Origin of the sequence: Caulobacter sp. BK020 (assembly GCF_004342605.1) — a bacterium.
In the GTDB taxonomy this organism is placed as follows: domain Bacteria; phylum Pseudomonadota; class Alphaproteobacteria; order Caulobacterales; family Caulobacteraceae; genus Caulobacter.
In genome coordinates, this window is the sequence record NZ_SLZL01000009.1 from 1 (window position 1) to 23101 (window position 23101).

Annotated in this window: 22 protein-coding genes and 1 pseudogene; 6 read left to right on the forward strand and 17 right to left on the reverse strand. The window is 67.7% G+C overall.

Features of this window, described 5'->3' with window-relative positions:
• The first annotated feature begins 427 nt into the window (after positions 1–427).
• Positions 428–1249 carry a flagellin gene (locus EV278_RS12495; protein WP_132091584.1) on the forward strand — a complete coding sequence of 274 codons (822 nt, stop codon included), beginning with the start codon at positions 428–430 and terminating at the stop codon, positions 1247–1249.
• Between the two features lie 54 nt (positions 1250–1303).
• On the opposite strand, the gene EV278_RS12500 is transcribed toward EV278_RS12495, so the two are convergent.
• The 15 genes from EV278_RS12500 to EV278_RS12570 all read right to left on the reverse strand — a co-directional run bounded on the left by EV278_RS12500 (position 1304) and on the right by EV278_RS12570 (position 16119).
• A complete protein-coding gene (locus EV278_RS12500) occupies positions 1304–1852 on the reverse strand; it encodes a GNAT family N-acetyltransferase (protein WP_243692177.1) in 549 nt (182 codons plus the stop codon).
• A 232-nt stretch (positions 1853–2084) separates the two neighbouring features.
• Entirely contained in the window at positions 2085–2285 is a 201-nt protein-coding gene (locus EV278_RS12505; RefSeq protein ID WP_132091587.1) for a hypothetical protein, read from the reverse strand.
• A 117-nt stretch (positions 2286–2402) separates the two neighbouring features.
• Positions 2403–2774 (reverse strand): Rieske (2Fe-2S) protein, encoded by a 372-nt coding sequence (locus EV278_RS12510; protein WP_132091590.1) that lies wholly within the window; start codon positions 2772–2774, stop codon positions 2403–2405.
• A gap of 10 nt (positions 2775–2784) precedes the next feature.
• A complete protein-coding gene (locus EV278_RS12515; protein ID WP_132091593.1) occupies positions 2785–3792 on the reverse strand; it encodes a fumarylacetoacetate hydrolase family protein in 1008 nt (335 codons plus the stop codon).
• 43 nt (positions 3793–3835) lie between these two features.
• On the reverse strand, positions 3836–5125 hold the full coding sequence (hmgA, locus tag EV278_RS12520) for a homogentisate 1,2-dioxygenase (RefSeq protein ID WP_132091595.1): 1290 nt from the start codon (positions 5123–5125) through the stop codon (positions 3836–3838).
• 184 nt (positions 5126–5309) lie between these two features.
• Entirely contained in the window at positions 5310–6371 is a 1062-nt protein-coding gene (hppD, locus tag EV278_RS12525) for a 4-hydroxyphenylpyruvate dioxygenase (protein ID WP_132091598.1), read from the reverse strand.
• A gap of 16 nt (positions 6372–6387) precedes the next feature.
• A complete protein-coding gene (locus tag EV278_RS12530; protein WP_132091601.1) occupies positions 6388–7509 on the reverse strand; it encodes an aminotransferase class I/II-fold pyridoxal phosphate-dependent enzyme in 1122 nt (373 codons plus the stop codon).
• Positions 7510–8454: 945 nt separating this feature from the next.
• Positions 8455–8703 carry a hypothetical protein gene (locus tag EV278_RS12535; protein WP_132091604.1) on the reverse strand — a complete coding sequence of 83 codons (249 nt, stop codon included), beginning with the start codon at positions 8701–8703 and terminating at the stop codon, positions 8455–8457.
• Positions 8704–8786: 83 nt separating this feature from the next.
• A complete protein-coding gene (locus EV278_RS12540; protein ID WP_132091607.1) occupies positions 8787–9074 on the reverse strand; it encodes a barstar family protein in 288 nt (95 codons plus the stop codon).
• Between the two features lie 65 nt (positions 9075–9139).
• Positions 9140–9610 (reverse strand): Lrp/AsnC family transcriptional regulator, encoded by a 471-nt coding sequence (locus EV278_RS12545; protein ID WP_056760809.1) that lies wholly within the window; start codon positions 9608–9610, stop codon positions 9140–9142.
• Positions 9611–9905: 295 nt separating this feature from the next.
• Complete coding sequence (gene ftsZ, locus EV278_RS12550) at positions 9906–11441, reverse strand: cell division protein FtsZ (RefSeq protein WP_132091610.1); 1536 nt, start codon at positions 11439–11441, stop codon at positions 9906–9908.
• Positions 11442–11932: 491 nt separating this feature from the next.
• Complete coding sequence (gene ftsA / locus EV278_RS12555; protein WP_132091613.1) at positions 11933–13258, reverse strand: cell division protein FtsA; 1326 nt, start codon at positions 13256–13258, stop codon at positions 11933–11935.
• A gap of 31 nt (positions 13259–13289) precedes the next feature.
• On the reverse strand, positions 13290–14201 hold the full coding sequence (locus EV278_RS12560; RefSeq protein ID WP_132091616.1) for a cell division protein FtsQ/DivIB: 912 nt from the start codon (positions 14199–14201) through the stop codon (positions 13290–13292).
• Entirely contained in the window at positions 14170–15135 is a 966-nt protein-coding gene (locus EV278_RS12565; protein ID WP_132091619.1) for a D-alanine--D-alanine ligase, read from the reverse strand. The genes EV278_RS12560 and EV278_RS12565 overlap by 32 nt, the downstream gene beginning before the upstream one ends.
• Positions 15136–15234: 99 nt before the next feature.
• On the reverse strand, positions 15235–16119 hold the full coding sequence (locus EV278_RS12570) for a crotonase/enoyl-CoA hydratase family protein (protein ID WP_132091622.1): 885 nt from the start codon (positions 16117–16119) through the stop codon (positions 15235–15237).
• Between the two features lie 129 nt (positions 16120–16248).
• Between EV278_RS12570 and EV278_RS12575 the strand changes: the two genes are divergently transcribed.
• Genes EV278_RS12575 through EV278_RS12590 form a run of 4 tightly spaced genes read left to right on the forward strand, consistent with a single transcriptional unit; the run spans position 16249 to position 19502 of the window.
• The gene (locus tag EV278_RS12575) at positions 16249–17265 is read left to right on the forward strand and encodes a GSU2403 family nucleotidyltransferase fold protein (protein WP_132091625.1); all 1017 of its coding nucleotides are present in this window, start codon (positions 16249–16251) and stop codon (positions 17263–17265) included.
• Positions 17266–17267: 2 nt separating this feature from the next.
• A complete protein-coding gene (locus tag EV278_RS12580; RefSeq protein ID WP_132091628.1) occupies positions 17268–17630 on the forward strand; it encodes a DUF4180 domain-containing protein in 363 nt (120 codons plus the stop codon).
• A 50-nt stretch (positions 17631–17680) separates the two neighbouring features.
• Positions 17681–19000 carry an Nramp family divalent metal transporter gene (locus EV278_RS12585; protein ID WP_132091631.1) on the forward strand — a complete coding sequence of 440 codons (1320 nt, stop codon included), beginning with the start codon at positions 17681–17683 and terminating at the stop codon, positions 18998–19000.
• A gap of 55 nt (positions 19001–19055) precedes the next feature.
• Positions 19056–19502, forward strand: coding sequence for a MaoC family dehydratase (locus EV278_RS12590; protein ID WP_132091634.1), 447 nt, complete (start codon positions 19056–19058; stop codon positions 19500–19502).
• 45 nt (positions 19503–19547) lie between these two features.
• Here EV278_RS12590 and EV278_RS12595 read toward each other — a convergent pair.
• Both EV278_RS12595 and EV278_RS12600 read right to left on the reverse strand, forming a co-directional pair.
• Positions 19548–19747: pseudogene (locus EV278_RS12595) on the reverse strand (CsbD family protein).
• A 72-nt stretch (positions 19748–19819) separates the two neighbouring features.
• On the reverse strand, positions 19820–20674 hold the full coding sequence (locus tag EV278_RS12600) for a serine protease (RefSeq protein ID WP_132091640.1): 855 nt from the start codon (positions 20672–20674) through the stop codon (positions 19820–19822).
• A 105-nt stretch (positions 20675–20779) separates the two neighbouring features.
• On the opposite strand from EV278_RS12600, the gene EV278_RS12605 reads away from it, so the two are divergent.
• Complete coding sequence (locus EV278_RS12605) at positions 20780–22972, forward strand: S9 family peptidase (RefSeq protein ID WP_132091643.1); 2193 nt, start codon at positions 20780–20782, stop codon at positions 22970–22972.
• Positions 22973–23101: the final 129 nt, after the last annotated feature.

Genomic DNA, 23101 nt, shown 5'->3' on the forward strand with positions numbered 1-23101 from the left:
GCTCCGCGCGCCGGCCTCTTGCCACCCACCAACACCAAGGCTCAAATCAACCCAGGACTCTCGTTATCGCTGGATGAAAAATGGGGGTCACGTCAGTCCGTCGGACCCGCCCTTTTCTTTTGTCCGGTCCAACAAGACTCGCGGCCCGAACGATGGGGCGGCGCGCCGGCGTGTTTCCATGAACAGTCGGGCCGCAGGCAGAGTCGACGCAAATCAAGATGCAGCGGCAGGACTCTCAATCAAATGAACTCGATTCAACGCCACGACTTTCCGCCGAATCGGAATGACTAACGAGGCGTTATCCACCCCGCGAAATTAGCTGCGACACTTTTACTTTATCGAAAGCACGACCGTGGATGCTGGCGATGAGCAAAATGCTCCCGACCGTCAAAATGACGTCGGCAACCTTGAATGGGAAACCGCCGAAATGGCTCTGAACAGCATCAATACGAACTCGGGCGCGATGATCGCCCTGCAAAACCTGAACGCCACCAACAACGAACTTCAGGTCACGCAGCAGCGCATCAACACCGGCAAGAAGGTCGGCAACGCCAAGGACAACGGCGCGATCTGGGCTATCGCCAAGACGCAGTCCTCGACCGCCAGCTCGATGAACGCCGTGAAGGACTCGCTGCAACGCGGCCAGTCGACCATCGACGTGGCCCTGGCCGCCGGCGACACGGTCACCGACCTGCTGGGCAAGATGAAGGAAAAGGCCCTGGCCGCTTCCGACACCTCGCTGAACACCGCCTCGTTCAACGCCCTGAAGTCTGACTTCGACAGCCTGCGCGACCAGATCACCAAGGCCGTCACCAACGCCAAGTTCAACGGCGTCTCGATCGCCGACGGCTCGACCACCAAGCTGGCCTTCCTGGCCAACTCGGACGGCTCGCAGTTCACCGTCAACGCCAAGACCCTGTCGCTCGTCGGCCTGGGCCTGACCGCCACGTCGTCGTTCACGACCGCCGCGGCCGCCAAGACGATGATCACCACCGTCAGCAACGCCCTGGGCACGGCGACCAACAAGCTGGCCTCGCTGGGCACCAGCTCGACGGGCCTGGACACCCACCTGACCTTCGTCGGCAAGCTGCAAGACAGCCTCGACGCCGGCGTGGGCAACCTGGTCGACGCCGACCTGGCCAAGGAAAGCGCCAAGCTGCAGTCGCTGCAAACCAAGCAGCAGCTGGGCATCCAGGCGCTGTCGATCGCGAACCAGTCTTCGTCGTCGATCCTCAGCCTGTTCCGCTAAGAACGGCGTACCGAGTTGCGTAAGAAAGGGCGGGTCCTCGGACCCGCCCTTTTTCTATCGAGGAACGACGCCCGCCAGCGGCTTGCCCATCCGCACCAGCGGCACCTCGACCCCGCGGGAGGTCGGCGCGGTGAACCGCTCGATCTCCTGATAGCCGCAGGCGCGGTACAGCGGCTCGCCGGCCAGGGTGCCGGCCAGTTCGCAGCGCGTAAACCCCTCCCCCGCCGCCGCGGCCTCGCAGGCCTCCAGGATCAGCCGCCCCACCCCTTTGCGGACATGGTCGGGATGGGTGTACATCGCCCGCACCCTGGCTGCGTCGCGGGTCGGATCCAGCAGCGCCGCATCGCGTCCCGCCGAGTGATCGCCGCCGAACAGCGTGGCCCGCCGGCTCCAGCCACCGCAACCGGCCAGCGCCCCGTCGTCCTCGACCACGAAATAGGTCCCATCGGCGACCAGCTGGGTGTCCAGCCCCATGACGTCGAACGAGGCCGCCACCGCGTCCGGCGCCAGGAACGGCCTGAGCAGTTCGCCGATGGAGGCGTTCATTAGCGCGCGCAGCTGCGGCAGATCTTCCGGAACGGCGAGGCGGAGGGTCAGGCTCACAGGCGACTCCAGTCTGAATCCTCCGGAATCTGGCGGCCCGCCGCGTCTTCGCCAAGGCCGTCCGCCCAACAAAACCAGGGTTTTCAGCTCTGCCTGTAAAAAATTCCATGACAACGTTGTCACGTATCGAGTAGTGCGCTATAGAGGTCTCAGCCCTCGTGGGCGTTTCCTCCTATGCGACTTTCGGCCGTCTTCTTCTCCTGTAGAAGGCGGCCTTTCTTTTGCCCGCGGGTCAGGCCCGACGGCCGATGCGGACCAAGACCCCGACCGCCTCGGCCGCGAACAGGCCGCTGCGCCACGCGCTTTCGCGATCCGGCGCCTCGCCGCTGGCGGCGACGCGGGCGTCGAAATCCATCACCTGCCAGGTCCATGCGTCGTTGCCGGCATGGATCACCACGGCGTAGTCGCGCACCTGGGTCTGGGCGAAAGGCATCGGTCGGCTCCCTGTTCGTCGGGAACGGTCTAGGGGCGTGGGGTCTCGTGGACATGACGGGCCCTTCCACGACCAGGAAAGAGGTCATGGAGATCTCGTGCAGACCCGCAACCGCGGTCAGGCCGTGACGATCCACCCATCCTCCACCCTGACCGGCCAAGGCGACAGCCGCGCGCCGACGCAGGGCCCGCCGACGCAGGCGCCGGTCTCCGGCTCGAACAGCGCCCCATGCCAGGAGCAGGCGATCAACTGGCCGTCGTCGGTCAGGTAGCGGTCCAGCACCTGGGCCAGCGGCAGGCCGGCGTGCGGGCAGCGGTCGACATAGCCGAACGCCGCCTCGCCCCGGCGCACCACGAAGCCGTGGAAGCGCTTGTCGCCGATCTGCAGCACATAGTTCCGCGCTCCGGGATCGGCGATCTGGTCGAGCGGGCCCAGCCTGACGCCCGCCGGCGTGGTCCAGGCCCGCCCGACGTTCGCGTCGTCACTCAAGCCTGGCGCCTCAAGCCTGCGCCACCGTCTGCTCGATCGCCCCGAAGATCGTGTGGCCCTTGGCGTCGCGCATCTCGATGCGCACCGTGTCGCCCGCCTTCAGGAACGGGGTCTTGGGATGGCCGGTCTGGATCGTCTCGACCGTGCGGACCTCGGCCAGGCACGAATAGCCCAAGCCGCCCTCGCTGACCGGCTTGCCAGGACCGCCGTCCGGGCCGCGGTTGCTGACCGTGCCCGAGCCGACGATCGTCCCAGCCGCCAGCGACCGCGTCTTGGCGGCGTGGGCCACCAGGGTCGCGAAATCGAAGGTCATGTCGGCGCCGGCGTCGGCCTTGCCGAAATCCTGGCCGTTCAGCTCGACCAGCAGCGCGCCGTGCAGCTTGCCGTCCTTCCAGGCCTCGCCCAGGGCGTCCAGCGAGACCGCGACCGGCGAGAAGGCGCCAGCCGGCTTGGACTGCACGAAGCCGAAACCCTTGGCCAGCTCGGCCGGGATCAGGGCGCGCAGGGAAACGTCGTTGACCAGCATCACCAGGCGGATCGCCGCCAGGGCCTCGTCGCGGCCGGCCCCCAGCGGCACGTCGCCGACGATCACGGCCACCTCGCCCTCCAGGTCGCAGCCCCAGGCCTCGTCGGCCAGCGGGATGGCGTCGCGCGGCCCCAGGAACCCGTCTGAGGCGCCCTGGTACATCAGCGGATCGGTCCAGAAGCTCTCCGGCATCTCGGCCCCGCGGGCCTGCCGCACCAGCTGCACGTGGTTCACATAGGCGCTGCCGTCGAGCCATTGGTAGGCGCGCGGCAAGGGGCTGGCGGCCTCGCGCTCGTGGAAGCGTTCCCGCGGCACGCCCCCGTCCTCCAGGCTCGCGGCCAGGGCCTTCAGCATCGGCTCGCAGCGCTCCCAGTCGTCGAGGGCGGCTTGCAGGGTGGGGGCGATCGTTCCGGCGTCGGTGAACCAGGCCAGGTCGTTGGAGACCACCACCAGCCGGCCGTCGCGGCCGCCCTTCAGGGACGCAAGCTTCATGGGCGCTTCCTCTTTGCTTCGTTGTTGGGGCCGACCGGCGTCCCTAGGGCAGCTTGGCCTTGGGAAAGCCCGTCCAGCAGGCGTCATAGTCGGCCTGAAGCGCCGAAGTCTCCAGCGCGAACTTCGTCGGCCGGATCACCCAGCGGCTCTCGAACATGAAGGCCATGGTTCCATCGATCTTGTGCGGAGCCAGCTGCGCCTCCGTCGCGGCCTGGTGGCTGGCCAGATCGGGGCCATGGTCGCTCATCGCGTTGTGCAGCGACGCCCCGCCGGGCGAGAAGCCGCCGGCCTTGGCGTCGTAGGCGCCGTGGACCAGCCCCATGAACTCGCTCATCACGTTGCGGTGGAACCAGGGTGGCCGAAAGGTGTGTTCGGCCACCATCCAGCGCGGCGGAAAGATCACGAAGTCGACATTGGCCGTGCCCGGGATTTCGCTGGGCGCAGTCAGGACGGTGAAGATCGACGGGTCGGGATGGTCGAAACTGACGGTGTTGATCGTGTTGAACCGCGCCAGGTCGTACTTGTAGGGCGCGAGGGTCCCGTGCCAGGCCACCACGTCCAGCGGGCTGTGGTCCCAGGTCGCCGCCCACAGGCCGCCCTGGAACTTCTGGATCACCTCGGTGGGGCGCTCCAGGTCCTCGAAGGCGGCGACCGGCGCCAGGAAGTCGCGGCTGTTGGCCAGGCCGTTCGAGCCGATCGGCCCCAGCTCCGGCAAGTGGAAGGCCGCGCCGTAAGTCTCGCAGACATAGCCGCGCGCCGGGCCGTCCAGCTCGACGCGGAACCGCACGCCGCGGGGAATGACCACGATCTCGCCCGGCGCGACGTCGAGGCGGCCGAACTCGGTGATGAAGCGCAAGGCGCCTTGCTGCGGCGCGACCAGCAGCTCGCCGTCGGCGTTCTGGAACACCCGGTCGGTCATCGAGCGGTTGGCCAGGTAGAGGTGCGCGGCCATGCCGGCCTGGGCCGCCACATCGCCATTGCCCCCGATCGTGACCAGGCCGTCGACGAAGTCGACGGGCTCGACGGGAACCTCTATCGGGTCCCAGCGCAGGCGGTTGGGCGTGGGCGGGGCGGCGTCGAACGGGGCGCTCTTCAGCCGGTCGTGGGCGTAGGGCGCATAGGGCCCGTGGCCGGCGCTGGGCCGCAGGCGATAGAGCCAGCTCCTGCGGTTCTCGTGGCGCGGGGCGGTGAAGGCCGTGCCCGACAGCTGCTCGGCATAGAGGCCGAACGGCGGCCTCTGCGGCGAGTTCTGGCCGACCGGCAGGGCGCCGGGGACGGCCTCGGTCGAGAAGTGGTTGCCGAAGCCGGATTGGTAATGGAGCGTGTCGGTCATCTTCTTCTCGCGGCCTCCCCCGCCTTCCGCTCATCCCGGCGAAAGCCGGGACCCAAGCTGCGCCTGGAAGAGATCAGCGGCGGTTCGATCGTTCTTGGCCCATACTGAGAGTCAGCTTGGGTCCCGGCTTTCGCCGGGATGAGCGGAAAGAGAGTAAGCCGCCCCCTCTCCGATCGGAAAGCCCTCAAGCCTCAACCGTGATCACCCCGCGGCGGATCTGGTCCAGCTCGATACTCTCGAACAGGGCCTGGAAGTTGCCGTTGCCGAAGCCCTGGTTGCCCTTGCGTTGGATGATCTCGAAGAAGATCGGCCCGAACAGGTTCTCGGTGAAGATCTGCAGCAGCAGGCCTTCCTCACCGACATTGCCGTCCAGCAGGATGCGGTTCTTCTTCAGCCGCTCCAGGTCCTCGCCGTGGCCGGGCACGCGCTTATCGACCAGCTCGTAATAGGTCTCGATGGTGTCCTGCAGCTTGACGCCCCGGGCCCGCAGCTTCTCGACGGTGTCGTAGATGTCGTCGGTGGTCAGGGCCAGGTGCTGGATGCCCTCGCCGTTGTACTGGCGGATGAACTCCTCGATCTGGCTCTTGTCGTCCTGGCTCTCGTTGAGCGGGATGCGGATGGCCTTGTCGGGGGCGATCATCGCCTGACTGAACAGGCCGGTGGCTTGGCCCTTGATGTCAAAATACTTCTGCTCCTCGAAGCCGAAGACGTCGCGGTAGAAGGTCGACCAGGTGCGCATCTGGCCCCGGCGAACGTTGTGGGTCAGGTGGTCCAGCAGGTCCAGGCCGACGCTGTTGGCGGCTTCGGCCTCGGCGGCGCCGGGGACCGGGGTCCAGCTGGCGAACACCGCCTCGGGGCCGGCCACCAAGTACAGCATCGAACCGCCGATGCCTTCCAGCACCCGCGCGCCCTCGCCCAGCACCGTCCTGGAGGCGTCGGCCGCCACGGCCCCGCGCTTCAGGGCTTCGACATAGGCCTGCTCGACGTCGGCGACGGTGAAGGCCATGCCGTTGGCCGAGGGACCGTGGGCGGCGCGGAACGCGGCGGCCTGGCCGGCGGGCTCGTCATTGACCAACAGGTTGATGCGACCCTGCTTGTAGCGGGTCACGGCCTTGGTCGGGTGGGTCGAGGCGGGCACGAAGCCCAGCTGCTCGAATAGCGCCTTCATGGCCGCCGGCTCGGGGCTGGTGAACTCCACGAAGGCGAAGCCGTCGAGGCCCAGGGGGTTTTCGTTCGTGATGGTCATGGCGAGCTCCGAAAGGTCAGAGAGCAAGGGCGGCCGGCAGGGCGGCGATCAGGCGGTCGTTGTCGGCGGGACGGCCGATGGTGACCCGCACCCAGCCGCCGGGCACGGGCGTGGGACGGATGATAAGCCCTTCGCGCAACAAACGCGCGGCGGCGGCCTCGGCGCCGGTCGGACTGCGCACGAAGACGAAATTGCCGGCGCTGTCGGTGCGCTCGACGCCCAGGGCGTCCAGGGCCGCCTCGACCCGGCCGCGCTCGGCGATCGTCAGGGCCACGGTACGTTCCAGGTGCTCGACATCGTCCCAGGCGGCCAGAGCGGCGGCCTGGCTGACGGCGGTGACGTTGAACGGCGGGCGGATGCGGTCCAGGTAGCCGACCAGTTCGGCCGACGAGCAGATCCCGTAGCCCACCCGCAGGCCGGCCAGGCCATAGGCCTTGGAGAAGGTCCGCGCCGAAACCCAGGTCCCGCCCCAGGCCTTCAGCAGGGCCAGGGTGTCGAAGGCCTGGTGATATTCCCGATAGGCCTCGTCGACGAACACCACGGTCGAGCGCGGGGTGACGGCCAGGATCTCGGCCAGGTCGACGCCACTGGTCGCGTTGCCGGTCGGGTTGTTGGGGGTGCACAGCACCAGCAGCTTGGGGCCCTTGGCCGCCTCGCGCTTGAAGGCCTCGACGTCGAGATCGAAGCTTGGCAGGCGCGGCACGTCGATCAGGCTGGCCTCGGCGCAGCGGGCGAAGATCTCGTAGGCCGGGAAGGTCGGCGAGGACAGCAGGAGGCTGTCGCCGGGATGCAGCACGGCGCGGAACAGGTAGTCGATCAGGGCCTCGGAGCCCGGGGTCATGACGATGCGGGCCGGATCCACCGCCAACCGCTGGCCGATCGCCGCGCGCAGGGTCTCGCAATAGGGGTCGGGATAGATCTCGGGGCTGGCCAGGGCGGCCTGCACCGCCGCCGCGACCTTCGGGCTGGCGCCCAGCAGGTTCTCGTTGCTGGCCAGCTTGGACAGGTCCGCGCGGCCGGCCAGGCGGCCCGCTTCGGCCAGGGTCATGCCGGCCTTGTAGGCGCCGACGCCTTCCAGGGCCGGCCGCACGGGCGACACCAGGGCGGGCGACAGGGACTTTTGATCGACAACCAGCATGCGCCGCGCTCCGGAAAAGGGATACGGCGGCAGGATAGGACGGCGTGAAGGACAGCATCTGGCTATGATGACCACCTTACTGTCTATCACCGTCATTTGATGCTAATTTACGGGTCATTTTTCCATACTTGTGACCGAGCCGATGACGTGACCTTGGGCGTGTCCCTAACAGACGCGACGCATCGCGTGAGGACACGCGCGAGCGCATGTCCCGGCCGGAAAACCCGGCGGGATGGGGAGGCGCGGAGCGGTCCGGGCCGAGCCCGGATGACCGTGGGTAGTGGGTGTGCGTTTCGGCTAGACCTGACCGCTCCGCGAAACCGTTTGTCTCGAGGGACGGCGATTGAGGGCCTGTTTCATCCCGATCGACGTTCCCCCTCGGACGGGCAGGATCAAAGTCGCCCGGAAGGGGCCGTCGACGACTCCGACAGATCCTGGAACAGGCCGGTTTGAACTCCCGGCCCCGTCGACCCGCCTGTCCCGCCATCGTCCCCGCCGGGCCTTGAAGCCTTCTGAGCCCCGCCGCCCGCCGCGGTCCGATCGCCAGGCCCAGGCGGCCCCGCTCGGTTCCATCCCCATCGCCTGCTTGGGCCGGTACCAAGAGCCCTCCCCCGCGATGGGGACGGCTATCATTGTGCAGGCGGTTCGAGGTCCGAGGATCGGTGACGCTTATTATTTTTCCGGGCGTTGAAAGGGTTGAGGTTTTCGGCGGCGTCGGCGGGGATGGACGGCGCTCGACCCCCCTAAATCACCTTCCCGCCCTTATCGCATATGCCTCAGAACGGCTGGCATCCCGGATGAGCGCGCAGCGCGAAAATCCGGGACTGGAGCGTGAGCTCAGCGCTTCCGGCGGTCCCGGCTCGGCGCTCGCCCAAAACAGATATTCGCCTGAGGCTGCGGAACGGACGCTCCGAAGGTCGCCGAAGGGTGGTCTGCGGACCTTCACTACGGACGGTCGACCGCCGTTTTAGGCGTGAGCGACACGTAGGTGGAATGGATCTCTACCTTGGCCTCTTTCACGCCTTCGTCCCAAAGCGACACCCAGTTGCCAGGATGAAAGTCGATGGAATGTGGCTTCCCATCTTCTAGTGTCGCGATGGCTTCTCCTCCTGGTGGAATTTCGTGCTGGTCGCAATACGGCTCGATGGAGAGCGTCAGTGGAACCGCACTGTAATTCCTGATCGAAAAGTCCATGCTGGTCCTCGCTTCGCTCTCACTTCAAGCTCCCGCATCGCCAAAGCACTGGCAATGTCCGACTAGGGTAGAAGAGACCTAGGCTAGGAGATCTGAACCCTGATGCGCCTCGCCTGCTCAGCGACTTGGCGCAGCCCGTCGAGAAGGGACCCACCTGCTGAGGTGCGAAGTTCTGAAAGAGCTTCGGTGTGCTGGAACGCCAGCACTACCTCTCCTGGCCAGCCCGGGCCGCCGCCTTCGATGGCATCCCAGAACGCGTCCAGATTGCGCCCGAATTGCTCGCCACCATCGGGTCGTGTCGCGTCGAGATAGCGTCGCCAGAATTCATCGGCGGAACTCACGCCCGCACAGTCGATGGTGATCGTTTTCATGACCGCATGATCGCGGCCAGCGATGCCGTCCGCAACGGGTCGAAGCCGGAAATCAGTTGCGCCCCCTACTCTAGATAGTCCAGCGGCAGCGCCGTGGCGTCCTTGATGGTCTCCAGCACGAAGGACGAGCGAATGTCCTTGACCGCCGGCATCTTCAGCAGGCGCTTCATGGTGAAGTCGGCATAGGCGTCGAGATTGGGGGCGACCACCCGCAGCAGGTAGTCGTAGCCGCCGGTCATGGCATGGCAGCCCACCACCATCGGCTCGCGGCGCACGGCGTCGGCGAAGGCCTCGGCGGCGGTCTCGCTGTGGCGGTCGACCTGGACCTCGACATAGGCCAGCAGGTCCAGCCGCGCCTTGCGGCGGTCCAGCAGCGCCACATAGCCGGCGATCAGGCCCGAGGCCTCCAGCTGCTTGACCCGGCGCAGGCACGGACTGGGCGACAGCCCCACCCGCTCGGCCAGCTCCACGTTCGTGACCGAGCTGTCCTGCTGGAGGATCTCCAAAATCTTTCGATCGGCGCGGGTGAGCTTCATCGTGACCGGGTCAGTCCAAGAGTTGGCACTTCATGACCCTTAGCATGGAGTGAGCAGAGGGTCATAACACTTGCCCCCACCTGACCGCTTCGCGGTCTGTCCGCCCCCATAGGGGGCGGAGCCTCACGCACTGGCGCTCTTCCCCCTCTGGGGGAAGACGGTCGCGAAGCGACCCGTAGGGGGCAAGTGGTCGCCCCGCCACGGAAGGGCTAAGGCCCAAAACAAAACCCCCGGGGCTTTCGCCCCGGGGGTCTCGGTTACGCTTACAGGTACGCCACTAAACTTTCGGAGACTTTCAGTTGGCCAGGCGGCGCAGGAAGGACGGGATCTCCAGATCCTCGCCTTCGTCGGTGGTCGGCTGGTCCAGCGGCTGCAGCTGCGGACGGGCCGAACCCGTCTGGCGCGGCGGCTGGGCCGGTTGCTGTTCGTAGCGCTGCTGGCGACCGCCGCCGAACAGGCTCATCCAGCCGCCGGACTTCTGCTGCCGGCGATCCTCGTAGGTCTCGCTGTACAGCGGCTCGTCCTCGGCCTCCGCGACCATCGGGTCGACGATGCGGGTGACGCGCGGGGCCGGGGCGGCGATGCGCGGCTCTTCCATCACCGGCTCTTCGAAGCGCAGGTCTTCCTGGGCCTCGACGACCGGGGCGGGTTCCTCATAGGCCGGCTCGGGCGCGTAGGACGCGACCGGAGCCGCGGCGGGACGCTCGATCGGACGCGGCTCGTAGCGCATGCCCGGACGGGTGGTCTCGGCGACCGTCGGGGCCGGGGCCGGGGCGGGCTGCGGCGCGGCCGGGCGGGTCTCGGCGATCAGCGGTTGGGCCGTGGTGTTGCGCGAGACGGGCTTGGGCTCGATCTGGGCGATCGACGCGCCGTCCATGCCGGTGGCGACCACCGACACGCGGATCACGCCGTCCAGCGACGGATCGAAGGCCGCGCCGAAGATGATGTTGGCTTCCGGATCGACCTGGTCCGAGATCGCGTTGGCGGCCTCGTCGACTTCCAGCAGGGTCATGTCCATGCCGCCGGTCACATTGACCAGCACGGCCTTGGCGCCCTTCAGGGAGACTTCGTCCAGCAGCGGGTTGGCGATGGCGTTCTGGGCGGCCATCAGGGCGCGGTCCTCGCCGGTGCCCTCGCCGGTGCCCATCATCGCCTTGCCCATCTCGGTCATGACCGTGCGGACGTCGGCGAAGTCGAGGTTGATCAGGCCCGGCAGCACCATCAGGTCGGTGATCGAGCGGACGCCCGAGTGCAGCACCTGGTCGGCCATGCCGAAGGCTTCGGCGAAGGTCGTGCGCTCGTTGGCGACGCGGAACAGGTTCTGGTTCGGAATGACGATCAGGGTGTCGACATAGCGCTGCAGCTCGCCGATGCCGGCGTCGGCCAGGCGCATGCGGTGGCGGCCTTCGAAGTGGAAGGGCTTGGTGACCACGCCGACGGTCAGGATGCCGCGCTCGCGAGCGCACTTGGCGATGATCGGAGCCGCGCCGGTGCCGGTGCCGCCGCCCATGCCGGCGGTGATGAACACCATGTGCGCGCCGTCCAGGTGCTCGCCGATCTCGGGGAAGCTTTCCTCGGCCGCGCTCATGCCGACCTCGGGGTGTGCGCCCGCGCCCAGGCCTTGCGTGACCTGCACGCCCAGCTGGATGCGGCGGTCCGTCTTGGCGAACTGGAGCTGTTGCGCGTCGGTGTTGGCCACCACGAACTCAACACCCTCGAGGCCGGCCTCGATCATGTTGTTGACAGCATTGCCACCGGCCCCACCGACGCCGAACACCACGATACGCGGCTTCAGTTCAGTGGTACGCGGCGCGGAAAGAGAAATTGCCATGGGACCCTCGCGTCCTAAACGCCGAATTCGTCAACTACCGAGCGGATCAACCGCCGGGAGTCATCTCGACGATCGGGTTAACAGAACAACCACCAACCTTAATCGGTGGTTAACTGCATAAGCTGAGTCGGCGTCCGGTCGATCCCAAGGCAGCCGAAAAAATCCAGTTATCCAAAGGAATCGCCTGGGATTCCTTGGGTTCCCGAACCTAGCCGGGACCGCCGTGCGGCGGAACGCCGCTGAGCGAAAAACCCTTGGAAAACCCCGTTTCCGACGCCTCGAAAACTAGGCTTTCAGGTGTTTCCGACACTTAGATCGTAAACGGTCATGCTTAAGAGCGGTTAAGACTTGGCCGCTGTTCTTAACGAGCTTGGCCAAGACGAAAAAATCATCGGATCACAAAAATTTACAATCGCACGCCGGCGGGCGCGGCTCAGCCAAGCTGGCGCGAAGCTCACCGCAATGCGGGGCCACGCCCCGCGACCGTCCGATCAAAGATTGTCGCGCAGCCAAGCCGCGGCCCGGGCGACCGGGCTGGCGTTGGGGTCGAGCGGACGCTTGCGGATCGCCGCCCCGGCCAGCGCCTTGGGCGAGACCACCTCGCGCGGGCCGAAGGCCGTGCGGTGCAGGACGCCGGCGGCGGCGCAGAAGGCCGGTCCGGAGGCGGCGTCGGCCAGGTGCGGCACCCGACGCGGACGGCCCAGGCGGACGGGACGGTCGAAGACGCGCACGGCCACCTCGCGCACGCCGGCCAGCTGACTGGCGCCGCCGGTCAGGACGATGCCCGCCCCCGGCTCGACGGGCGCGCCCGAGGCCTTCAGGCGTTCGCGCAGCAGTTCCAGCGTCTCCTCGACGCGGGGCTGGATGATGCCCTTCAGCAAGCTGCGGGGCGCGATGACCGGGCCCGCGCCCGGATCGTCGCCGCGCGGCGGGGCCTCGATCATCTCGCGGTCCTCGTTGGCCGAGGCGATGGCCGATCCGTGCAGGGTCTTGATGCGCTCGGCGCCGGCGACCGAGGTCTGCAGGCCGCGGGCGATGTCCTGGGTGACGTGTCCGCCGCCGACGGCCAGACTGTCGACGTGGCACAGGGCGCCGTTGTTGAACACCGCCACCGAGGTCGAGCCGCCGCCCATGTCGATGCAGACGGCGCCCAGGTCCATCTCGTCCTCTTCCAGGGCCGCCAGGGCCGAGGCGAACGGCGCGGCGACCACGCCCTCGAAGCTGAGGTGGGCGCGCTCGACGCAGTGGGCCAGGGTGTGGAAGATGTTCTCGTTGACCGAGACGACCAGCAGTTCGAGTCCGAGCGCGCGACCAAACATCGCTCGAGGATCTCGGATGCCGCGCTGGCCGTCGACGGACCAGGCGATCGGCAGCAGGTGGATCGGCTTGCGGCCGGGAATGCGGACCTGGGCCAGGGCCGAGGCGATGGCGCGCGACAGGTCGGCGTCGCCGATCGGCCGGGCGCCGAGGGACACCTGGGTGTGGACGCGGTGGCTGGCCAGCTGGCCGCCGGCCGTGCAGACGCTGACGCCCTGGACGTTGACGCCGGCCACGGTCTCGGCCCGCTCGACGGCCTGGGCGATGGCCTGGGCGGCCTCGTCCAGATTGACGATCGCCCCGCCGCGCACGCCGCGCGACTGCACATAGCCGACGCCGGCCGTGCTGAGGGTGCGGTTGTCGCGGTGGATCCCGTCGGCCTTCATGATGAAGCAGGTGACCTTGGACGCGCCAAGATCGACGGCCGCGACCGCCGGCTGACGCACGAGCGTCGCCTTCAAGCCTTCGCGGGCTTGCTTCCGGTCATCCAGTCGCGACATCGCTACAGTCACCTCACACACAAGTTCATGTTCAGGCCCCTCCGGCCACGGGCTGCCCGGGCAGCACCGCGTCGCGAGGCCTTACGGCCACCATCTCGGGGTCGCGCAGGTCGATGCGCGCGAAACCGAGATCGAGGATTCGTTGTCGTTGATCGAGCTGATCCAATTGAATCAGCGCGGACTCTTCGTCAATGGCCGGCAGCTGGATCAGCGAACCATCTTTCAGGCGCAGGTCCCAGCGGCGGTCGTCGACCCGCACCAGGGCCTCCAGGCGGTCGCGCAGCCGCGGCCGGGCGTTGACGGCCGGCAGGATGGCGCCGGCGGCCTGGTCGGCGCCCTGCCCCACCACCAGCGGCAGCTGCGGGAAGCGCGCGGCGTCGGCCTCGCGGATGATGCGGCCCTCGCCGTCGATCACCCGCATGGCGCCGGAATGCTGCCAGACGGCCAGGGCCGGGCGCTCTTCGACGGAGATGAACACGGTGTCGGGCAGCAGGCGCACGACCTTGGCGCTCTTGACCCAGCCCACGCCTTCGACGCGGGCGCGCAGGTCGGCCAGGTCCAGGCCCAGGGTCGGCTGGTCCTGGTACAGGGCCGTGGCGTTCAGGATGTCGGCCTTGGCCATCGGCGAGGCGCCCTCGATGTGCACGGTCTTCAGCTTGAAGCCCAGATCCGCGAACTCGCCGTCGACGCCGCGGGCCATGGCCTGGCCCAGGCGCTCGGCCCGGTGGCCGGTGGCCAGGGTGGCGACCAGGGCGACGACCAGGGCGCCGCCGGCCACGCTGAGGGCCAGGCCGGGCGACACGCCCACGCCGCCGCGCGCAGCTTGCAGCTTTCCAGCCGGCGGCGCGGCGTTGCGCGCGGCCGGTCGAGCCTTCGGACTTGCGGGCCCTTCGGCCCGGGGGCGCGTTGGCTTACGCGGTCCCCCCCGCACGCTTGCGGGCATAAGCGTCCTCCACGATCCAGAACACTAAACGATCAAACGAGACTCCGGCGTGATCCGCCTGCTCGGGGACGAGCGAAGTGGGTGTCATGCCAGGCTGCGTATTGACCTCTAGAAGGACCAGAAGGTCGTTAATGTCGTCATAACGAAAGTCCGCCCTGGTCACACCTCGGCAACCAAGACTTGCATGGCCAAGCTCGGCCAGGCGCATCGCCCGGTCCCTGACGGCGTTCGGGATTGGGGCGGGCAGAAGGTGGACCGAGCCGCCTTCGGCGTACTTGGCGGCATAGTCGTAGAAACCTGTGGACGAGCGGATTTCGGTGACCGCCAGGGCTCTGGGACCGGTTGGCTGGCCAAGGGTTGCGACGGAAAGCTCCAACCCGGGGATGTAGGGCTCGACCATCACCTCTTCTCCGAAAGCCCAGTCCGGCGCGGCCAGGTCGCGCGGCGGCCCGTTGGCGCCCTCGCGCACGACGAACACCCCGACCGACGAGCCCTCGGCGTTGGGTTTGACCACGTAGGGCGGCTGCATCACATGGTCGCGCGCGACATCGTGGCGGTCGAACAGGCCGCCGCCGGGCACGGGGATCCCCGCCGCCGCCAGCACCGCCTTGCTGCGGGCCTTGTCCATGGCCAGGGCCGAGGCCAGGACGCCGGAGTGGGTGTAGGCCAGGCCCAGGGTCTCCAGCACGCCCTGCATGCAGCCGTCCTCGCCCCACCGGCCGTGCAGGCCGTTGAACACCAGGTCGGGCTTGAGAGCGGTCAGGACCTGGGCGACGTCGCGACCGGGGTCGACCCGGCTGACCCGCGCGCCCAGCCGCTCGAGCGCGTCGGCATAGGCCGCGCCGGTGGCCAGGCTGACCTCGCGCTCGGCCGACGGGCCGCCGAGCAGGACGACGATGTGCTGGTCGGCGAGCGGGCGTTCGGCTGAGGTCATGGACCGCAGCGGTAGCGCCGTCAGGTGGAGAGCCCAGGGAGACGGCGGGGAATTTCCATGCACCTTCTCCGCGGCGGCTCGATCAGGGATACGCCGCCCCTACCGGAACGGATGCTCGCCCCACTCCGGCCAGACATCGGGAAGATCGGCCGAGACCCTGTCGGGATAGACCGGCGCGCGCTTCTCCAGGAAGGAGCTGACGCCCTCCTTGGCGTCGCCGGCCGCGCCGCGCGACTGGATGGCGCGGCTGTCGGCCTTGTGGGCCTCCATCGGATGGTCGGCGCCGGCCATGCGCCAGAGCAGCTGGCGGCTCAGCGCCACCGAGACCGGGGCGGTGTTGTCGGCGATCTCGCGGGCCAGGGCCCGGGCGGCGGGCAGCAGGTCCTCGGGCGCATGCAGCGAGCGGACCAGACCGCGCTCAAGGGCCTCCTGCGCGCCGAACACCCGGCTGGTGAAGCACCATTCCAGCGCCGTCTGCATCCCCACCAGCCGCGGCAGAAACCAGGACGAGCAGGCCTCGGGCGTGATGCCGCGGCGGGCGAACACGAAGCCGAACCTGGCGTCGGTCGAGGCCAGGCGGATGTCCATCGGCAGCTGCATGGTCACGCCCACCCCGACCGCCGGACCGTTGACGGCGGCGATGATCGGCTTGAGGCTTTCGTACATCCGCAGCACCACCCGGCCGCCGCCGTCGCGATAGACGTCGCCGACCTTGCCCTCCTCGCGCTCCAGGGCCTGGGGGCTGGTGCGGTCGAAGGTGGCCCCGCCGGCGGACAGGTCGGCCCCGGCGCAGAAGGCCCGCCCGGCGCCGGTGACGATCACCACCCGCACGGCGTCGTCGGCGTCGGTGAGGTCGAAGACCTCGATCAGCTCCTTCATCATCCGGGCGGTGAAGGCGTTCAGCTTGTCCGGACGGTTCAGGGTGACGGTCGCGATCCCTGCCTCCACGGCATAGATCAGGGTCTCGAAGCTGGGCGCGGCCATGGTGTTCCTCCGGGTTTCGCGCAATCAAACATGTGTATGAATGATCGGCAACTCCGGCTGGCTCTGTCGCCCCCAATGCAGACGCGAAAAGTTATACGCACGATCTGGATTTGCGTATAACCTACAACCATGATCGAGCGGCTGCCCCTTTCCGCCCACACCAGCTATGCTGAGCTGATGGAGCGACTGCGGCTGGCGCGGTTCGGCGAATATCCGGTCGGCTCGACCTTCGTCTCCAAGACCGTGAAGGGCCGGCTCTACTGGTACGTCCAGATGCCGACTGGCGGCGCCCACAGTCGGCGCCAGATCTACGCTGGACCCGACAGCGAAGCCCTGCGCGAGCGGATCGCCAGACACGGAGAACATCGCGCGGATGTGGACGACCGCCGCCGTCTCGTGGCCGCGATCGTGGCCTCGGGAGCTCCCCGTCCGGACCGCACGAGCGCCCAGATCATCCAGGCCCTGGCCGAGGCCGGCGTCTTTCGCCTGCGCGCCCTGCTGATTGGCACGGTCGCGTTCCAGACCTATGCCGCGCATCTGGGCGTGCGCCTGCCCGTCTCCAGCCTGGCGACCCTGGACCTGGACATCGCCCAGGACTTCGGTATCGCCTCGAACCTGGATGAAACGCTCGACAGGCCGATCCTCGACATCCTGCGCGGTCTGGATCCGCGCTTCTCGCCGGTGAGCTACGCCTTCGACTCGACCCGCACCACGAGCTATGCGCTGGGCGAGCGCTATCGGGTCGATGTCCTGACCACCAATCGTGGCGCGCCGCGCGACACGCCATCTTACCTGCCCACCTTGGGCAGCGACGCCGTGCCCTTGCCCTATATGGATTTTCTGCTGCGCGAGCCGGTGGAGACGGCGGTTCTGCAAGGCGCCGGCGTTCTCGTGAACGTCCCCGCTCCCGCGCGGTACGCCGTTCACAAACTGATTGTCAGTCGCGACCGCAAGGTCAATCCGGAGAAGGGGCTCAAGGACCGGCTCCAGGCCACCCAGCTCATCCAAGCCCTCGCCCAGGACGATCCCTTCGCCCTGCGCGAGGCCTATGGCGAGGCGCGGGATCGGGGCGAGACCTGGCGAAAGCTGCTGGATGAGGCGATCAGCCTCCTGCCCAAGACCGCCAAGGCCGCCCTGGAAGCGTGAGCATGAACCATCTCGAAACCCTTCACGACACGCCGGTGCTGGTCTTCGCGGGCGAAGATCCCAAGCTGGATGTGCGTTCGGTCAACGACTTCCTGAGCGAGGCCTGGACGCGGGACGTTCAGTGGCTAGCCATCCCGCTGGAACGGCTTGACCCAGACTTTCTCGACCTGAAGACCCGCATCGCCGGCGAGGTGATCCAGAAGTTCACCAACTACCGTCTGAACGTCGCCTTCGTCGGCGAGATCACGCCCTGGACGCAGGCCAGCAACAGCCTGCGTGACTTCGTCCACGAGTCGAACCGCGGCCGCACGGTATGGTTCGTGCGCGACATGGCCGAACTGGGAAGGCGACTGGCGAAGGGCTGAAGCGCCTTTCCCTTCTATACGCCGCGCGAATCCACGCTAACGCTTGGGCCATGTTCGCCCTGCCCAAGACCGCCACCGCGCCGTTCTGTCCCGCCGAGGTGCGCGGCGCCGTCGCCGTGCCCGACGGTCTCCCGCCCTGGAAGCGGGCGCTGCGCTTCGCCGGGCCCGGCCTGCTGGTCAGCGTCGGCTACATGGACCCGGGCAACTGGGCGACCGACATCGAGGCCGGGTCGCGCTATGGGACGGCCTTGCTGTTCGTGGTGGTGCTGTCCAGCCTGGCGGCCATCGTCCTGCAGACCCTGAGCCTGCGCCTGGGCCTGGTCACCGGCCGCGACCTGGCCCAGATGTCGCGCGACCGCTATGGCTCGCGCACGGTCAAGGTCCAGTGGCTGCTGGCCGAGATCGCCATCATTGCCTGCGACATCGCCGAGGTGTTGGGCAGCGCCCTGGCCTTCAAGCTGTTGCTGGGCGTGCCGCTATGGGCCGGCGTTCTGCTGACGGGCCTGGATACGGTCATCGTGCTGGGCCTGAAGGGCAAGGGCTTCCGCCAGCTGGAGGCGATCATCCTGGGCCTGGTCGGCACGATCGGGATCTGCTTCCTGGTCCAGCTGATCCTGGTCAGGCCCGACGCCGCGGCGGTGGCGCGCGGCCTGGTCCCGTCGTTGGACGCCCTCAAGCAAGGCAACGCCCTCTATCTGGCCATCGGCGTCGTCGGGGCGACGATCATGCCGCATAACCTCTATCTGCACTCGTCGATCATCCAGACCCGAGTCGTTCCCGTCGACGAAGCCGGCAAGCGGGCGGCCCTGCGGCTGGCGACGCTCGACACCGTGGCCTCCCTGGCCGCGGCCCTGTTCATCAACGCCGCCATCCTGATCCTGGCGGCCTCGGCCTTCCACCGGACGGGCAATACCGAGGTGGCCGGCATCGAGGAGGCCCATCGCCTGCTCGCCCCGCTGACCGGCGCGGCGGTGGCCGGTGCGCTGTTCGCCATAGCCCTGTTCGCTTCGGGCCAGAGCTCGACCTTCACCGGCACCATCGCCGGCCAAGTGATCCTGGAGGGCTTCCTGAACCTGTCGATCCCCTGCTGGCAGCGGCGGCTGATCACCCGAGGCCTGGCCATCGCGCCGGCCCTGGCCGGGGTGCTGACCCTGGGCGAGCACTCGGTCAGCAAGCTGCTGGTCCTGACCCAGGTGGTGCTGAGCGCCCAGCTGCCGTTCGCGATCTTTCCCCTGCTGCGCTTCACCGATGACAAGGCGCTGATGGGCGTGTTCGCCAACGGCCTGGCCACCAAGGCCGTGGCCTGGAGCCTGTTCGCGGTGATCTCGTCGGCCAATGTCTGGCTGGTGTTCCAGACCTTCGCGGGTTGACCGCGAGCCCCGCGACTGGTCTCTATCCAAACAAATGTTTGGGAGCAGAAACACCATGAAGGAAGTCGCCTACGCCGACGTCGCCAGCCTGGTCGGCCAGGAGATCGGGGTCTCCGACTGGGTCGAGATCAGCCAGGAACGGGTCAACCAGTTCGCCGAGGCGACCGGCGACCACCAGTGGATCCACGTCGACGTCGAGCGCGCCACCCGCGAGATCGGCGGCCCCATCGCCCACGGCTTTCTCACCCTGTCGCTGATCCCGATGCTGGGCGAGGCCATCCTGCGTGTCACCGGCGTGACGCGCGGCATCAACTACGGCTGCGACAAGGTGCGGTTCACCGGCATGGTTCGGGTGGGCAAGAGGGTGCGGATGCGCCAGAAGCTGCTCAGCGTCGAGCCCAAGGCTGGCGGCCTGCAGATGAAGAACGAGTGCACCATCGAGATCGAAGGCGAGGAACGCCCCGCCTGCGTGGCCGAGACGATCGCGATCATCTACGGCTAGCCGGATGAAAAAGGCCGCGGGATTGCTCCACGCGGCCTCGTTTCGTCAGCGAAGAACCAAGTCTAATGCTTGATCGCGTCGCCGATCTTGTCCTGGGCCTGGCCGACCTTGTTCTGGAGGTCGCCCTTGGCCTTCTGGGCCTTGCCTTCGGCTTCCAGGCGTTCGTTGTCTGTGGCCTTGCCGGCGGCTTCCTTGACGGCGCCGACGCCCTTGTCGACCGCGCCTTCGACTCGATTGGTGCTCATGGTTCGCTCCTGCGGGGTTTGAACGTCCGCTAGAAACGAGGGGGCCGGAGCGAGGTTCCTGTGTCGGCCAGCCTACCGTGCGACGGCGATAGCGGTGGCCGACACCGCCGCGGCGGCCTGGGTCGCCGCCTGGGTGGAGGGTACGACCGGCTTGGCGGGACTGGCCTGGATCAGCGGCGGGCCCGCCAGCTTGTCCAGCATGGCCACGGTCTCCCGGATGTACTTGGCGTGGGTGACGATGCCGATTTCCAGGCGTTCGCCCGACAGCTCGACCTGCTGGGTCAGCATCCCGGCCACGAACTGCACCTCCTGGCTCTCGGTCGAGCCGGGCCGGCGCCGCGCCCCCTGGGCCATGAACACCGGCCCGCCCGAATTGCCGGGAAACACCGAAAAATCCATCAGGAAGGTCGGGAACACGCTGGCCGGGGCCAGCGGGTAGGAAGCCACCCGACCGGACCGCAGGATCGGGAAGCCGGCCGGGTTGGCCGAAAGGCCGCGCGGAAAGCCCAGGGCCATCATCTCGTCGCCGGGCCCGAGGCTGTACTTGTTGAAGGTGTCGTCCTGGGCCAGCCAGGCGAGAGGGATCGCCGCCTTGGCGAACTCCGGCGGGGCCTCCACCTCGATGGCGGCCACGTCACGGGTGGGATGCTTGACCCACAGGGGATGGTCGCCGTCGCGGATCTTCAGGGTGTGGGGGTCATAGCGCCAGACGCCGTCGGCGCTCTGGATGCGATAGCCGATCTTGGCCGAGGCCGAGGGCATCTTGTCGAAGACGTGGGCGGCGGTGACCAGAATGGTGCGAGGCCGGCCGTCGGGGGTGGGATTCTCGATCAGGAAACCCGTGCCCACGGTCCGCGACCCGTCGCCGAGCGGCTGCTCGAGCTGCACGGTAGCCTGGATCAGATCGACCGACAGATCCCAAGCCATCTAAGCCCTCAAGCCCCCGATTCACCCTACGCGAGGGTCAGTTTGACCAGCGCCGTCAGGACGCACAAGTTGGCGTTCTGACGCATCGCGGGGGAAAATCTGATCATGAACCGGCGCAAAATGATGACGAGCGTGGCGGCGGTCATTACCTCGGTGTCGGTCCTCCAGCCCGAGAGCGCAATGTCCGAGTCTTCCCCCTCCCCTGGCAAACCCGTCCCGCCCGTCGCCCGCAAGATCCCCAAGCGCACCGAACAGCTGGGCCGGGTCCGCGTAGACGACTACGCCTGGATGAAGGACGACAACTGGCAGAAGGTCCTGCGCGACCCGACCCTGATCAAGCCGGAGGTCAAGGAACACCTGACGGCCGAAAACGCCTATGTGAAGGCCCTGCTCGCTCCGACCGAAGCTCTGCAGGCGGCGATGTTCGAGGAGATGAAGGGCCGCATCAAGGAGGACGACGCCAGCGTCCCCGCCCCCGACGGCCCGTGGGAATACTATTCGCGCTTCAACATCGGCGGCCAGCACCCGATCTTCTGCCGCCGACCGAGAGGCGGGACGGATAGCGAGGAGATCCTGCTGGACTGCGACGCCCTGGCCAAGGGCAAGGCCTACAGCCAGGTCAGCGCCGCCGACCACAGCCCCGACCACAGGCTGTTCGCCTATGCCGAGGACGCACAAGGCTCGGAAGTCCACCACATCTATGTGAAAGACCTGGCGACCGGCGAGGTTCTGAAGGAGCCCGTCGAGAGCAGCACCGGCGACTTCGCCTGGTCGCCCGACAGCCAGTGGCTGTTCTGGACCCATCGCGACGACAACGGCCGCTCCGACAAGATCTATCGCCGCCCCGCGCGCGGCGGTCTGAAGGACGACGTGCTGGTCTATGACGAGCCCGACGACGGCTTCTTCGTCAGCGTGGGCACGACGGGCTCGGACGCCTTCATCACCATCACCGCCGGCGACCACGAGACGTCCGAAACCCTGCTGATCCCGGCGTCCGACCCGACCGCCGCGCCCAAGGTGGTCGAGCCGCGCACCGTGGGCCTGCGTTATTCGGTCGAGCACTGGGACGGCCGGTTCGTGATCCTGACCAACGCCGACGACGCCATAGACTTCAAGCTGGTCGTGGCCCCGGTCGCCACGCCGGACCGAGCGCACTGGAAGGATTTCGTCCCCCACAAACCCGGCCATTTCATCACGGGGCTCGCCGCCTACAAGGATCACCTGGTCCGGGTCGAGCGGGTCAACGCCAACACCCGCATCGTCGTCACCGACCGCGCCAGCCAGGCCGAAAAGCCGATCGTCATCGACGAGGAGGCCTATGTCCTGAGCCTGGAAGGCGGCTACGAGTTCGACACGCCGGTCATGCGCTATGTCTACCAGTCGCCGACCACGCCCCGGCAATGGTTCGACTACGACATGGCGACGGGCGAAAAGACCCTGCGCAAGACCCAGGAGATTCCCTCGGGCCACGATCCGGCGGCCTATGTGACCAAGCGGCTCTACGCCAAGGCCGAGGACGGCGCCAAGGTGCCGATCACCGTGCTGATGAAGAAGGGCGTCAAGCTCGACGGCCAGGCGCCGCTGCTGCTGTACGGCTATGGCAGCTACGGCATGTCGATGGACCCGTCGTTCTCGATCCGTAACCTCAGCCTGGTCGACCGCGGCTGGATCTGGGCCACGGCCCATGTCCGCGGCGGCTCGGAAAAGGGCTACGGCTGGTTCCTGGACGGGCGGAAGTTCAAGAAGAAGAACACGTTCACCGACTTCATCGCCTGCGCCGAGCACCTGCATGCGGCGGGCTACGGGGCCAAGGGCCGCACGGTGGCCTATGGCGGCTCGGCCGGCGGCATGCTGATGGGGGCGATCACCAACCTGAGGCCCGACCTGTGGGCCGGGATCATCGGGGCGGTGCCGTTCGTCGACGTGCTCAACACCATGAGCGACACTTCCCTGCCCCTGACCCCGCCGGAATGGCCCGAATGGGGCAATCCGCTGGAGGACAACGAGGCCTACGACTACATCGCCAGCTATTCGCCGTACGACAATGTCGCCGCCAAGGCCTATCCGGCCGTGCTGGCCACCGGCGGCCTGTCGGACCCGCGGGTCACCTATTGGGAGCCGGAGAAGTGGACGGCCAGGCTGCGCGAACACACCACAAGCGGCGCCCCGATCCTGCTCAAGATCAACATGGAGGCCGGCCACGGCGGCGCTTCGGGCCGGTTCGACTTCCTCAAGGAGATCGCCCTGGACTACGCCTTCGCTGTGTGGGCGGTCGAGAAGGGATGGACCAAGGCGTGAGCGGAATGGCGACCAGAAAGACCCTCCCCCTGTGGGGGAGGCGGCCGAAGGCCGGTGGGGGGAATTGCCGGATCGTCGGTAGCCGTCTTCCTATCACTCCCCCCTCCGTCGGCTGCGCCGACACCTCCC